This is a genomic window from Dictyoglomus sp. LHC4, from assembly GCF_055181355.1.
Map to the genome: position 1 here is coordinate 425,844 of NZ_CM143707.1, position 13,245 is coordinate 439,088.

The following is a 13,245-nucleotide window of genomic DNA, read 5'->3' on the forward strand; positions in this document are numbered from 1 at the left end:
TTTGTTGGTGGAAGAAAATTTTACCATCAGAAAGGGGAGTTTTAGGATATGAAGAGTTTCTTAAGGTTTCTATCCATAACTCTTTTAGTTGTGCTTTTCTCTTTATGTATGGTGATCAATACTTCTCTCGTTGCCTTGGCAAGAGAAAATCCATTAAAGAACATTAAAAATTTTGTGTTCTTTTATGGACAAGGTAAGGTGGATAAGTTAGAAAAGTATGATCTTATTGTTGTACAAGATTACACTCTTACAAAGGAGGAAATAGATTATTTGAAAAGTCGAGGAAGAAAAGTAGTAGTGTATATTAGCATAGGAGAAGCAGATATAGATCCAGCTACTCTTGGAATACCCAGAGATTGTGTACTTGGCAAAAATAAATACTGGAATTCATGGTTTATGGATTCAAGATGTGTAGCTTGGCAAGATTATGTATTAAATCGAATGAGGGATATGATTGCTAAGAAAGGATATGATGGCTTTTTCTTAGATACTTTAGACACAGCAGTTGAATTTACAGATACAATACCTGGAATGGTAAACCTGGTAAAAAGGATAAGAGATACTTTTTCTAATGCTATTTTAATTCAAAATAGAGGGTTTCCACTTCTTGAAGAGACAGGAAAATATATTGATGCACTTTTATGGGAAGTTTTTGCCAGTAGATATAATTTTGAAACAGGAAAATATGAGAAACTTGTTATATCAGACACTTTAGTAAAAGAGCAAAAAGATCTTGCTGAAAAATATGGTTATATCATATTAGTTTTAGATTTCAGTGGTGAGTATGACATAGAGCTTATTAATTATGTTAGGAATCAATGGCAAAAATATGGTCTTTTAGGTTCAATTACCGATCTATTCATCTCAAGGATCTATGATTTAAGTAAGGCTGTAAAACAAAGGGAATATGATAGGGAAAATACTGATCAGCTAATAGTTATGGGGAAAAATGATAAAGGTAATATATATGCTTACATATATGGGCCTGGATGGAAAGAATTAGAGAATTTTTATGGTTCTTTAGCAAGGAAGTGTGAAGGTTGGGATGCAGGCGTAGTTCTTACTTTTAAAGAAAAGAAGGATTCTATCTTTTATGTTACTATTTACGATGATGTAGACTTACCATTGAGAATAACCACTTATGATGGTAGAAGTTGGCCTTTTATTGCTTCAGTACCAGTTGAAGGTAGTAGGGTTTTTAAAACTTTTGAAGTGAAGTTAAAGGGAGAGGAAATTTTTGATAGTGATCCTGACACTCCTTTAATACAACAAAAGTTTGGTTTTCAAGGGGTAAGGGTACTTCTCATAGGATATCCTAATAAGCCAGAGCTTCATTTTGGGAGATTTGAAATTTCAAAGGGAAAGGATAGAATATATTTTAGAATAGGAAATGCTGGACTCTTACCTGCAAGAAATGTGGAAGTTCTCATTCTTGATCACAGTAATAATGTTTTAGAAAGAATTCTCATAAATGAATTGAAATCTAATGAGGTTAAGGAGATAGAGTATATAATTCCTAAAGGTGCAAATATATCTGACCTATATTTAAAGATTGATCCTGATAATAAAATAGATGAAATAATTGAGGAGAATAATTTATTAAAAGTGGATATAAAGTAGTAGATAGGGGTGTGTATGTATTATCTTGGAGTTGATAGAGGAGGCACAAAAACCTTAGCTTGTATTGTAGATGAGAAGGGTAAGCTTGTATTTTAAAATGTTTCGGGGCCTACTAATATATTAGAAAATGGGGAAGAGATTTTTAGGAAAAACATAAGGGAACTTCTATTACCCGTATTGAGTGAGATAAGACCAGAAGAGACTATATCTTGTTTTGGACTTCCTGCAGTTGGTGAATTTAGGGATAATGTAAAGCTATTAAGAAAGATAATAAAAGAAGAGATTCAAATTGATGCTAATTTTATTGTAAATGATGTGGTAGTTGGTTGGGCTGGTGGGAATTTAGCAAGGGATGGAATCCATTTGGTGGCAGGAACAGGGAGTATTGCTTACGGAAGAAAAGGAAATAGAGAAGTAAGGGTAAGTGGGTGGAGAATTATTATTGGGGATGAGGGAAGTGCCTATTATATAGGGGTAGAAACTCTGAGAGAAGTAAGTAAAGAACTTGATGGAAGGTCTAAAAAGTCATTAATTTCCTTAATGCTTTTTGAAGAATTAGGTTTAAAAGATACTTTAGATTTCATCAACTTTATATATGATCCTAATAAGGATAGAAGGTCAGAGGATAGCATCAGTAGCAAAGATTACCTATAAGATAGCTTTAAAAGGGGAAAAGAAGGCTATAAAAATATTGAAGGAATCTGCAAAGGAATTAGTTTTAGCAGTGGTTACAGCAAAGAAGAAGTTAAGACTTATGTATCCAGTTGTGACATATAGTGGAAGTGTAATTGAAAAGAATGAAATTGTGAGGGCAGAATTTATAAAGGCCCTTAATGAAGAAGGATATAAAGTAAGACCTACTCAGGTTTCTCCAGTGCTTGGAGCTATTGTTTATGCCTATGTTAATTATTATGGATATTATCCTGATGAAAGTTTCATTGAGAACCTAAAGAAGTTAGAAAGGAGTGAAGAAAATGGATAAAGTGAGTGTAATAATGATAGGAGCTGGAAATAGAGGCTACGAGGCATATGGAAAGATAATTTTGAAAAGACCTGATATAAAGGTTGTAGCGGTGGCAGAACCAAACGATATAAGAAGGGATAGATTTGCAAGAGAACATAGTATACCGAAGGAATTTCAATTTAAAAGTTGGGAAGAGGTGTTTGAGAGAGAAAAATTTGCTGATGGAGTAATAATAACAACCATGGATAGAATGCATGTAGCACCCGCAAAAAGTGCTATAAAGAAGGGATATAAAGTACTTCTTGAGAAACCAATTGGAGTAAATATGGAGGAGATTAAAGATCTTTATGGAGAGGTAAAAAAATATAATGCAAGTATAACTGTAGCCCATGTTTTAAGATATACACCATTCTTTCAAAAGTTGCGGGAGCTTTTGAGGAAAAAGGTAATCGGAGATTTAGTGGGTATTAATCTTGTGGAAAATATTGGATTTTTCCATTTTGCCCATAGTTTTGTAAGGGGAAATTGGAGAAATAAAGATACATCAGCTCCTTCTATTCTTGCTAAAAGTTGTCATGATTTAGATATTCTTCTCTTTTTAGTGGGAGAAAAGGTTAAATATTTATCATCCTTTGGAGAATTAGTGCATTTTAGGAAGGAGAAAGCTCCTTCTGGAGCAGTAGAAAGATGTTTAGATTGTAAGATTGATTGTCCTTATGATGCTAAGAAAATTTATCTTGTAGATTACACAGGTTGGCCTGTTTCTGTGATATCTGAAGATTTATCGTTAGAAGGAAGGTTTAAAGCTTTAAGAGAAGGTCCCTATGGAAGGTGTGTTTATTTCTCTGATAATAATGTGGTAGACCATCAAGTTGTTTCGTTAAAATTTGAAAATTCCATATATGCCACCTTCACCATGACAGCATTTACAGAGAAAATTACAAGAAAAATTAATATTTATGGAACTCATGGAGAGATTTATGGGGATTTAGATAATAATATTATTGAAGTGAAGTATTTTGGAAAAGGTGAAGAATTGATAAATCTCAATTTGCCCTTTAGAGATATGTTAGGACATGGTGGTGGAGATGAGAAAATTTTAGAAGAATTTGTTAAAGCATTAAAGGGAGAAATAAAAGATACATTATCAAACATAGAAGAATCCATTGAAAGCCATCTTATGGCTTTTTCTGCAGAGGAATCTAGATTAAATAATAAAATAATTGATATGGATCAAGTAAGAAGAGTATTCTATGAAGTATGATAATTAGTTAAGTTATTTATTGCTTTTTTTAATGATTCTTCATAATAGGGCATATCGTCCATATTATATAGTTCTAAGATATAGTTTCTTAATACAGAATAAAGTGGTCTTTTAGCAGGTGCTTTAAAGTTTTCTGGGTTAAGTGGAATGATTTTGTCTTTTGAAAGGCCTGCTATTTCTGCTACTTTACATGCAAAGTCGTATCTTGTAATGATTCCTTTATTGACAATATGATATGTACCGAAAAGTTGGGTACAGGAAAGTTCTTTTACTTTTCTTACTAAGTCTTTTGCATAGGTACAAGATGCAAAATGATAATTACTAAGATGAAGTTCTCTTCTTTCCTTTAAAGTATTATATATCTGGGGTAGAGCATTATTTCCATATTCGCCGAATACATAAGAGGTTCTTATGATGAAATATTTTTTACAAAATTCTTTTGTAAAAATCTCCCCATATAATTTTGTTTTTCCGTAGGTATTTATAGGGTTTGGTGGATCAAATTCTGTGTACAGGTTATCCTTATCCCCTGAGAAAACATAATCGGTACTTATATAAATAAAAGGTATATCTAAAAGAGCACAGGCAATGGCTAAATGTTTAGTGCCTAAAGCATTTACTTTCCATGCTTTTTCTTTGTCTTCCTCACACATATCTGGAGATCTTATGGCTGCAGGATGTATTACTAAATCTGGTCTTATTTTTATGATTTTATCAATTGTATCTTTATCTTCCATGTTCATATCCTGGTGAGTTATAGGAATTACTTCCTCTTCCTCAAACTCTTTTAAAAAGTAGCTTCCTAAAAAACCTTTACTACCTGTTATTAATACCTTTCTTTTCATGCTCTTTCCCACCCAATCTTTTCCAATCTACTTATGAGATCTTCCTCATCCCCCAAGAGGATAATGAAATGATTACCAATGGGGCTTTTTAAGAATCTTTCGTCTTTTATCTTTACTGATATCTGAGTTCTACACATATTATTTTCCCAAGATTTTTCTACCACTTCTCCAGTAAATACAGTAAATATACGGTTTTTCCCAATTCTTAATATGGTAATTTTATCCGCTTTTATGTGTCCTTCTATACCTACACTACTTAAGGTTTCAAAATGGGTGTTAAGATTAAAATACTTAGGAATATTAACAGAAATGGTGCAATGGGCAAAGGTATAGATGTTATTGTCTATCCTTGTCAAATTGGCCATAAATGGAGTTTTACCAGTTAATTTATAGGAAATAAGCATGGTTGCGAGAGCCTCTGTGTCTCCCTCACAACTTGCTATGATTCCTTCCGCATTAAGTAGGGATAAAGCAAGGCATCCTGTAATCTTTAAATTTATAGCAAGGTCAAAACATCTAATTGTAATGGCACTTAAATTGTATTTTTGGATAATTTTCTTTAAGGCTGAATAGATTTTGGTTGCTTTTTTAAGCTCTTCAAAAGAGATCTTTTTTTCCTTTGATAAGTTCCATATCTTATTAGCAATTTCTATATCTTCTTCCATGTTTTCTTCCACTTCGGTAAGGGAAATTTCTACGATATTTAATCCTAGCTCTTTTAATACATCATAATTTCCACTTTTTATTAGCCAATCACTTGGTTTTCCTATAATTCCCACGTTTTTGTTTTTTATCTCATCAATGGTTTTTAAAACTTTCATAGTCTTTTCTTCGGGTTTTGGAATCAATATGGTTTTTATTCCTTTTTCTTTGGCATATGCCTGTATTTCTAAACTTGCAGCTAAGCCGTTAAAAGTACCAAAAGGAATCAGATAAAGACCATCTTTTAAATAAGGTATAGATAGCTCTTCAGTTCCTCCTGTAAGTAATATTAAAGCATCTGGATTTTCACTTTCTTCTAAAGTGATATATTTTCCAAAGTATTCTTTTGCTTCTCTTAATTTATTTTCAACATCATAGGCTATTGGACTTAGTAAAAATTTAACCTTCATTTTATTTCTCCTTTCCACAACTTATCATCTTTACATATTCTGCCATCTGTTTACCAAGAAGCCTGCAGGCTTTCTGTTCTGCCTCTTTTGGATATCCAACAGAGACAGCTCCATAATGGGCTGTAACACCTGGGGCTGAGTAGTCTGGGAGTCCAAATACTAAGTATCCATAATTCATAAGAATAGTTAATATGGAATATAGAGTAGCTTCGTTGCCTCCTCCAAGTCCTCCTGAAGAGGAAAAGGCTGCTCCGATTTTTCCTTTTACTTTTCCCCATGCTATGCTAACACTTTCATCAAAGAATTTTTTAAGTTTCCATGTAAGGGTACCACAATAAGCTGGAGATCCAACTATAATTCCATCATAATTTAAAAGATCTTCAGGTTTTGCTTCATCTACGTGCTTTAGAGTAACCTCAACTCCTTCTACTTCTTTTACTCCTTTTTCCACTTCTTCTGCCATCTTTTTTGTATTACCAGAAACACTATCATATATGATTAATACTTTTGGCACAAAAATCCCTCCTTATATTCAAAAATATCTATCTATTAATTATCTTAAATTATCTTACTATACTTTTGAGTTTTTAATCAACGAGAGTAATAGGTAAGGGCGTAATTTTTAGTAGGGGTATCAGTCCTGTAATATATATGATGATAATTATTAGTACTTTCTATCCAGTCCCAAATAGCATCCCAGTCAGTATAATAATCCTGCCAAAAGATTACATTGTATGGTTTATTGTTATATGGGCATATTAAGGGTTCTGGGAAATATTGAGGATTATTAAAAAAATAGGTTGTAAAGGCCCAGGCATCTCCAGTAGGATCAGATCCTCCATCAGGATAGGCTCCATTTTTTAAATAATATAATTCTAAGGATGTTTTTATAATTCTCATGTTCTCAAGTTGAGTGTTTCTTTTGGCTTGTCTTATGGCATCAAAATATAATGGAGTTGCTATGGTAACCAAAATAGCAATAATCGAAATGGCAATTAGGAGCTCCAATAAATTAAAACCCCTCGCCTTCATATTATCAATTTTATAATAATTATAAAAATATTTCAATCTCACTATAATTCAAGATCTTCATCTCTGGAGTTGGTATCATGGATTTTTATACATACACATCAGTGCCTGCTCATTCTGAGTTTGTTTCATTTAATATATTGTATTCTCCTTATTTTTTGTTTTATAATATTTCTTAAATGAGGGGTATACTTTATCTCTTTTCATGGGTTATAGGATGGTTATACTATAAGACTCTTAAATTTCTTAAGAGGGAAGAGCTAAACTCAAAACACTATAACATCTCTGTCATCATTCCTGCAAGAAACGAAGAGAGAAATCTTCCCAAGCTTCTTTCTCTTCTTGAAAGGCAAACTTACAGACCTTATGAAATCATAGTTGTAAATGATAATTCTGATGATAATACAGAAGAGGTAGCAAGAAGGTTTAATGTAAAGGTAGTATCTTTACATGAGGAGCCACCTGTAGGTTGGGTAGGAAAGAATTGGGCAATATGGAATGGTTATTTGGAGTCAAAAGGGGAATTACTCTTATTTCTTGATGCTGATGTGGAGCCAAGAGAAGATTTTATAGAGGTTCTTTTAACAAGTTATGAAAAATATAAAGGATTGGTGTCTTGTTGGCCTTATCAAAGATTTGAAAAGTTTTATGAGCATTTGAATTTTATATTTAATCTTGGAGCAGTTATTACCATGTCTTCCTTTGGTAAGGAAGGGGCATATGGTCCGGTGATGCTTATATCCAGAGAAGATTATGAGGAAGTTGGAGGACATTTAGAGATAAGAGATAAAGTAGTGGAGGATTTTTATTTTGGGAATCTTTGTATGAAAAAGGGAATAAGCGTTACAAACCTTCTTGGAGGAGAATATGTAAAATTTAGGATGTATCCTGGAGGTTTTTGGGATTTATTAGAGGGATTTACAAAGAATACTTCTCAAGCTATATCTTCTTTGAGTATTAAGAAGGTTTTATATCTTTTAGCTTGGTTTTATGGAATGTTAGGAAGTTCTTTTTATGATGGTATTTTTAATATTTTTTATCTATTTTTTGTTTTTCAGCTCTACATATTAACAAGGAAATTAGGAGATTATAACATTTTAGATTCTTTTCTTTATCCTTTACATTTTCTTTTCTTTGTATTCGTACTTATCTATTCTACAGTGAGGGGATCCTTTTTAAAATCTGTTTCCTGGAAGGGGAGAAGAATTAATGTGGGATAGTTTGATGATAATTTTTCTTCAATTTCTCTCAGGATCTATGATGTATTCCTATTTTATAGCTAAGCTACTCAATATAGATTTAAAAAAGGTAAGAGATGGAAATCCCGGAGCTTACAATCTCTGGATTTCTACAAATTGGAAAATAGGAATATTGGGTGTGCTTCTTGATTATCTTAAGGGAATGTTTCCTCTTCTTTGGTTTATAAAATATAGGGATCTAAAAGATAGGTTTGTAATTACTACCGCCGCTTTGGCAGGAATACTGGGTCATGTTTTCTCTCCCTTTCTTGGAGGTAAAGGAGGAAAGGCTATATCAGTTTCTTTTGGTGCTTGGACAGTAGTAACTGGTCTTCAAGGACCACTCTTTTTAGGTCTTTCCATGTTTATATTTAATCTGGCAAAATGGCATGGAGCATCCCCCGAAGAGGATGCTCTCAAAGTATTTTATGGTTTTTTGTGCTTAATTCCCTTTATAATTTATAAGGTTCTTACTGGAGATATTTATATCTTATATTTCTTTTTAGTCAATTTTATTATTATCATTTATACCCATAGAAGAGAACTTTATAAAGTTCTTGTTAATGCATAAATTATTCTAAGGATATTTTTAGATTTACAGGATTCTTAATAATATCCGAGACAGGACATCTTCTTTCTACTTCTTTCATAAGCTCTTCAATTTTTGCCTTGTCTACGGGAGCTTCAATCTTAACCCTTACTCTTACTTCATCATATCCAGCTCTTACGTTAGGATCTCCCATAAATCCCTTTGGATCAAGATCACCTTCTGTATAAATCTCTACATTTTGAATAGGAATATTTTTCTCTTTTGCAACTACTTGAATTACGATTCCTAAACAACCGATAAGGGCTGATAATACTACTTCTACTGGATTAGGAGCAGTATCCTCTCCTCCAAGGGAAGGTGGCTCGTCCATGTAAATAGTGAATTTGTCCCTAATTTTTGCCTCTACTTTGAGTTTACCGATCCATTTTCCCTCTGCCTTAAAAGTAACTTTTCCCATTACTATATACCTCCTTGTTAATTTTAACTTCTGTTATTCTAACATCTCCTACTAAAAAAGTAAATATTTAATAGTTTAATTATTTTGATATATAATATTAACATGAGAAGTAGGGGGTTGACTTTCATAGAAGTAATGGTAGCAATCTTTATCTTAGGGATTATTGTCCTATTCCTTGCTAATTTATTTACCACAAGCCTGAATTTATTCTTTGGGAAATCAGAAGAAAACGAAATATTTCATAATGCTCAGATAATTCTTGATAGGCTTGCCAGGGATATAAGGCAGGGAAGGGAAATCTTATATATGAGTACAAATACTCTTACTATAAATCTTAGTACAGGTGTGACTCATACATACTCCATAGTGGTGGATGCGGATGGTAAAAAATATTTTGCCCTTGATGGACAGATTCTTGCAGGACCTATTGAGAACATAACTTTTACGGGTACAAGGCTTGATAATACTTATACTTCTAATCTTCGTGAAATAAGGTTCATTATATTTACCTTAACTATGATAAATGGAATGAAGTATTCAAGCAATGTGGGATTGAGGGCAGATATACCAACAAGTTTGGGGGAAGTTTTGATAACGGAGATAATGTATGTTCCCCCTACAAGGGATAAATTAGGGAATAATATTGGAACAGCAGATCTCCAGTTTGTTGTGATTTACAATAATTCTCAAAATCCTGTTGATCTAAGAGGATGGAGTATTAATGGAAATCTATTTACAGTATCAGTAAACAATACATGGACTTTATTTCCAGGAAAGTCTGCTGTTATAGGGACAATAAATTCTAATTTAATCAATTCTTATTATTTTCCTTTACCAGAATATGCTATTTATATAAAGACAAATAGTTCTGGACTTGGAAATGGTGGATCAATTTTAAATAGTAGTGGAGATATGGTTGTAATAAAAGATAGTTTTGGGAGAATTGTTGATCAAATAAGTTTCACCCCTTCCTTTGGAGGACAACCTGGAAATACATCAGGACAGTATAGGGTATGGTATTCCATGGTTAGAAAGTCTCTTTCTTTGCCAACACAGGATGCATCTAATTGGACAAACTCTTCTAATTTAAATTATATAACTTTTCAAGGAAATGTAGTATATGTAGCATATTGCCTAATGCCTAAATTAGTGATATCTGAGATTATGTATTATCCTTCTCCATGCACTATACTAAGATGGAATACGTCTGATCAAAGAATGATGGAATATATTGAGATCCACAATCCTACGTATTCTACCATATCTATGGCTTATCTTGATTGGTATAATAACTATGCTGTATATACTCCTTCAAATCCTATTATGAGCCTTGTAAGTGGAACATGGAATCTTCTGCCTGGCCGGTATATGGTGGTTAGTGGAACTTCTGCAGATATTTTAGGTTGGTATGGGTTATCTGGTATAAATTATGCAAGAGTTTCTAATAATGGATTAGGACCGTCTTTTGGAGAGCTCCCAAATGATTCTTATACTATTACTTTACTTGAGCATCGTTTGGCTCAGAATTATGAAGTGATAATTCCTGTATGTAATGTATATTATAATTCTTCAATGGGAGGTCAGCCTGTTTTTGAGGGAAATACAGAAAGGTATTATTCATTGGAATTAAAAAATGTTGGTCTCTTAGGACTTTTATATGATGCTTCCAATTTTGCATCTTCTAATAAGTTGTGTTATAGTGTTCAAGGATATGATGGGAAATTTTATTATATTTATGCTACGCCTGGCTCAAAAAATTCTATATCTCCATGAAAGAAATTAAGAGGGTTATTCTTAAAAAGGGTGTCCATACAAAGATTGTAAGGGGAAACCCATGGATTTATGACAATGAGATATCTAAGGTTTTAGGGGAGATAAATCCTGGAGATGTAGTAGATATTTATGATAGTAGCAACAGCTTTATAGGTAGGGGATATATAAATCCTAATTCAAAGATAAGGGTAAGAATACTTACGAGGAAAGAGGAAGAAATAAATAGGGATTTTTTTAGAGAAAGAATTATTAGGGCATGGGAATACAGGAAAAAAGTTGTAGATACATCATCTTGTAGAGTGGTTTTTGCAGAGTCTGATTTTCTTCCAGGACTTATTGTAGATAAATTTGAGGATATTCTTGTTATACAGACATTAACCCTTGGTATTGATAGATTTAAGGAGATAATAGTTGAAGTATTAGATGAAATTTTTAATCCTCGGGGAATATATGAAAGAAATGATGTACCTGTAAGAGAAATAGAAGGCCTTCCTCAGATAAAGGGTCCTATAAAGGGAGATTTTGATCCTAAGGTAATAATTAATGAAAATGAAGTAAAGATATTGGTAGATATAGAGGATGGTCAGAAGACAGGATACTTTTTGGATCAGAGAGAAAATAGAAGGGCTTTAAAAGGTTTGGTAGATGGAGCAGAGGTTCTTGATGTATTTTGTTATACAGGTTCCTTTTCTCTTCATGCTTTAAAATATGGGGCTAAAAGAGTTTTAGCGGTAGATTCTTCCAAGATAGCTCTTGAATTAGCCAAGGAAAATGCTAAGTTAAATGGATTTTTAGATAAGATAGAATTTGTTGAGGAGAATGCCTTCCATCTTTTGAAAAATTTTCATAAAGAGGGTAGAAGTTTTGATGTGGTGATTCTTGATCCTCCTGCCTTTGCAAAATCCCAGAGGAATCTTGATAATGCTTTAAGAGGGTATAAAGAGATTAATCTTAGGGCTATGAAAATAATAAAGGATGGGGGTTTTCTTATCACTTGTTCATGTTCTCAGCATGTTACACTGGAAATATTCCAAAAAGTAATTGAATCTGCAAGTTATGATGCAAACAAAATATTGCGACTTGTAGAGTTTAGATATCAGGCAAAAGATCATCCTATTCTTTTTTCCTATCCAGAGTCGTTATATCTTAAATGTGGAATATACCAGGTTTTAAAAAAATTATAGCTTTATAACAGAGGAAACTTCCTCTTTATTTTCTAATATTATGGAAAAGATTTCCTTGTCTATGTATTTTTCAGTAGCTAATTTCTTCATATAACTTAATACTTTATTTTCTGAAAGCCCCAATCTATAGGGTCTATTCTCTAAGAGGGCTGAATAAATATCGGATATAGTGATTATCCTTGAAGGAATTGGGATACTCTCTCCTGATACTTTAAAAGGATAACCTTTTCCATTTAATTTTTCGTGGTGATATGAGGCCCATATAGTAATATCTTCGTATGGAAGCCCCTTTTTAAGGGTAAGATATGTTTTAAAAGGATGTACTTTAATATAATCGGTATCTTTTTTAGATAATTTTTCCTGCTTTAAAAGTATGGAAGGGGGTAATGCTACCTTTCCTATGTCATGTAGATATCCTGCTATTTTTATTTTCTTAATCATTTCTGAATCGTAGCCTAATTTTTCTGATAAATAGGAGGCAACATTGGTTACATTTCTTGAATGTCTAACCTGAATCTTACTTCTATAGTCTACGATTCTTGCTACAGCTTTAGAAAGTAGTAAAAGACCATCTATATCTAATTTTAAATCACAGGAGAAATCTTCAGGAGATGGGGTATCATAATTTACCTCAAACCAAAAAGATTCCTTGTTAGATAGGGATAAGAAGGCCTCTATTACATCTTTGTTAAATAATTTTTCCCCTTCTTCCTTTACCCTTTTGATAATCTTGTTTTTTTCCTTTAATATATATTTTTGCTTATTTAATTTATGATCTATGAATTCAGCAAGAAATAAGATTTGGCTCTCTATAGGTACAGGATCTTCTTTATATATATTTCCTTTCCCAAAATCCCATGCTATATGGTGATATTTTATAATTGGGGAAACATTTTCTAAGAAGGGTATATCAGATATGAAAAGACTTCCTTTCAAAGCATGTTCTTCTATTTCATTGGAGGAGTTTCTAAAGTTATTGTTACCATTTCCAGCATCGTGTAAAAGAGCTGATATTATTAGGTTATACTTCTCCTTCTCGGATAATTCCAATTTATCTGCTATAAATAGAGATAAGTTAGCTACCCGAGAGGAATGTCTCCTTTTTTCAGGTATCTGATTGTCCAAGTTTTCAGAAAAAGCAAGTAAAAATTCAAGTAGTGACACTTTTCTTTCCATAATCCACAAAATTTTAACATGATCCAAAATTTT

14 protein-coding genes are annotated in these 13,245 nt (G+C 32.6%); 8 read left to right on the forward strand and 6 right to left on the reverse strand.

Features of this window, described 5'->3' with window-relative positions; all coding sequences use genetic code 11:
- Positions 1-48: 48 nt before the first annotated feature.
- From ACY3JO_RS02040 to ACY3JO_RS02055, 4 genes are all read left to right on the forward strand, one after another.
- Positions 49-1,620, forward strand: coding sequence for an endo alpha-1,4 polygalactosaminidase (locus tag ACY3JO_RS02040; RefSeq protein ID WP_463085157.1), 1,572 nt, complete (start codon positions 49-51; stop codon positions 1,618-1,620).
- 153 nt (positions 1,621-1,773) lie between these two features.
- On the forward strand, positions 1,774-2,274 hold the full coding sequence (locus ACY3JO_RS02045) for a BadF/BadG/BcrA/BcrD ATPase family protein (protein WP_463085635.1): 501 nt from the start codon (positions 1,774-1,776) through the stop codon (positions 2,272-2,274).
- The gene (locus ACY3JO_RS02050; RefSeq protein WP_463085158.1) at positions 2,216-2,602 is read left to right on the forward strand and encodes a BadF/BadG/BcrA/BcrD ATPase family protein; all 387 of its coding nucleotides are present in this window, start codon (positions 2,216-2,218) and stop codon (positions 2,600-2,602) included. Before ACY3JO_RS02045 ends, ACY3JO_RS02050 begins: the two co-directional genes overlap by 59 nt.
- Positions 2,595-3,848: a Gfo/Idh/MocA family protein gene (locus ACY3JO_RS02055; RefSeq protein WP_463085159.1), complete on the forward strand. Its 1,254-nt coding sequence runs from the start codon at positions 2,595-2,597 to the stop codon at positions 3,846-3,848. Before ACY3JO_RS02050 ends, ACY3JO_RS02055 begins: the two co-directional genes overlap by 8 nt.
- Here the strand turns inward: ACY3JO_RS02055 and rfbD are convergent.
- From rfbD to ACY3JO_RS02075, 4 genes are all read right to left on the reverse strand, one after another.
- A complete protein-coding gene (gene rfbD, locus ACY3JO_RS02060; protein ID WP_463085160.1) occupies positions 3,836-4,693 on the reverse strand; it encodes a dTDP-4-dehydrorhamnose reductase in 858 nt (285 codons plus the stop codon). The two genes, ACY3JO_RS02055 and rfbD, sit on opposite strands and share 13 nt — an antisense overlap.
- Complete coding sequence (locus ACY3JO_RS02065; RefSeq protein ID WP_463085161.1) at positions 4,690-5,805, reverse strand: hypothetical protein; 1,116 nt, start codon at positions 5,803-5,805, stop codon at positions 4,690-4,692. The genes rfbD and ACY3JO_RS02065 overlap by 4 nt, the downstream gene beginning before the upstream one ends.
- 1 nt (position 5,806) lies before the next feature.
- A complete protein-coding gene (locus ACY3JO_RS02070) occupies positions 5,807-6,319 on the reverse strand; it encodes a flavodoxin family protein (RefSeq protein WP_463085162.1) in 513 nt (170 codons plus the stop codon).
- Between the two features lie 77 nt (positions 6,320-6,396).
- Positions 6,397-6,837 carry a type II secretion system protein gene (locus ACY3JO_RS02075; protein WP_463085636.1) on the reverse strand — a complete coding sequence of 147 codons (441 nt, stop codon included), beginning with the start codon at positions 6,835-6,837 and terminating at the stop codon, positions 6,397-6,399.
- A 176-nt stretch (positions 6,838-7,013) separates the two neighbouring features.
- Here ACY3JO_RS02075 and ACY3JO_RS02080 point away from each other — a divergent pair, with 176 nt between their 5' ends.
- Both ACY3JO_RS02080 and ACY3JO_RS02085 read left to right on the forward strand, forming a co-directional pair.
- Positions 7,014-8,054, forward strand: coding sequence for a glycosyltransferase family 2 protein (locus ACY3JO_RS02080; protein WP_463085163.1), 1,041 nt, complete (start codon positions 7,014-7,016; stop codon positions 8,052-8,054).
- Positions 8,044-8,643 carry a glycerol-3-phosphate acyltransferase gene (locus ACY3JO_RS02085; protein ID WP_463085164.1) on the forward strand — a complete coding sequence of 200 codons (600 nt, stop codon included), beginning with the start codon at positions 8,044-8,046 and terminating at the stop codon, positions 8,641-8,643. Before ACY3JO_RS02080 ends, ACY3JO_RS02085 begins: the two co-directional genes overlap by 11 nt.
- A gap of 1 nt (position 8,644) precedes the next feature.
- Here ACY3JO_RS02085 and ACY3JO_RS02090 read toward each other — a convergent pair whose 3' ends face one another.
- The gene (locus tag ACY3JO_RS02090; protein ID WP_463085165.1) at positions 8,645-9,079 is read right to left on the reverse strand and encodes an OsmC family protein; all 435 of its coding nucleotides are present in this window, start codon (positions 9,077-9,079) and stop codon (positions 8,645-8,647) included.
- 102 nt (positions 9,080-9,181) lie between these two features.
- Between ACY3JO_RS02090 and ACY3JO_RS02095 the strand changes: the two genes are divergently transcribed.
- Complete coding sequence (locus ACY3JO_RS02095) at positions 9,182-10,852, forward strand: lamin tail domain-containing protein (RefSeq protein WP_463085166.1); 1,671 nt, start codon at positions 9,182-9,184, stop codon at positions 10,850-10,852.
- 5 nt (positions 10,853-10,857) lie between these two features.
- Positions 10,858-12,036 (forward strand): class I SAM-dependent rRNA methyltransferase, encoded by a 1,179-nt coding sequence (locus ACY3JO_RS02100; RefSeq protein WP_463085637.1) that lies wholly within the window; start codon positions 10,858-10,860, stop codon positions 12,034-12,036.
- On the opposite strand, the gene ACY3JO_RS02105 is transcribed toward ACY3JO_RS02100, so the two are convergent.
- Positions 12,031-13,212 (reverse strand): HD domain-containing phosphohydrolase, encoded by a 1,182-nt coding sequence (locus ACY3JO_RS02105; protein ID WP_463085167.1) that lies wholly within the window; start codon positions 13,210-13,212, stop codon positions 12,031-12,033. The two genes, ACY3JO_RS02100 and ACY3JO_RS02105, sit on opposite strands and share 6 nt — an antisense overlap.
- Positions 13,213-13,245: the final 33 nt, after the last annotated feature.

Bases quoted from the DNA above. Each gene is read 5' to 3' on its own strand.
- ACY3JO_RS02075 (WP_463085636.1), bottom strand. From the start codon at position 6,837: ATGAAGGCGAGGGGTTTTAATTTATTGGAGCTCCTAATTGCCATTTCG.
- rfbD (WP_463085160.1), bottom strand. From the start codon at position 4,693: ATGAAAAGAAAGGTATTAATAACAGGTAGTAAAGGTTTTTTAGGAAGC.
- ACY3JO_RS02085 (WP_463085164.1), top strand. From the start codon at position 8,044: ATGTGGGATAGTTTGATGATAATTTTTCTTCAATTTCTCTCAGGATCT.
- ACY3JO_RS02105 (WP_463085167.1), bottom strand. From the start codon at position 13,212: ATGGAAAGAAAAGTGTCACTACTTGAATTTTTACTTGCTTTTTCTGAA.
- ACY3JO_RS02090 (WP_463085165.1), bottom strand. From the start codon at position 9,079: ATGGGAAAAGTTACTTTTAAGGCAGAGGGAAAATGGATCGGTAAACTC.
- ACY3JO_RS02095 (WP_463085166.1), top strand. From the start codon at position 9,182: ATGAGAAGTAGGGGGTTGACTTTCATAGAAGTAATGGTAGCAATCTTT.
- ACY3JO_RS02050 (WP_463085158.1), top strand. From the start codon at position 2,216: ATGATCCTAATAAGGATAGAAGGTCAGAGGATAGCATCAGTAGCAAAG.
- ACY3JO_RS02040 (WP_463085157.1), top strand. From the start codon at position 49: ATGAAGAGTTTCTTAAGGTTTCTATCCATAACTCTTTTAGTTGTGCTT.
- ACY3JO_RS02065 (WP_463085161.1), bottom strand. From the start codon at position 5,805: ATGAAGGTTAAATTTTTACTAAGTCCAATAGCCTATGATGTTGAAAAT.
- ACY3JO_RS02055 (WP_463085159.1), top strand. From the start codon at position 2,595: ATGGATAAAGTGAGTGTAATAATGATAGGAGCTGGAAATAGAGGCTAC.
- ACY3JO_RS02080 (WP_463085163.1), top strand. From the start codon at position 7,014: ATGAGGGGTATACTTTATCTCTTTTCATGGGTTATAGGATGGTTATAC.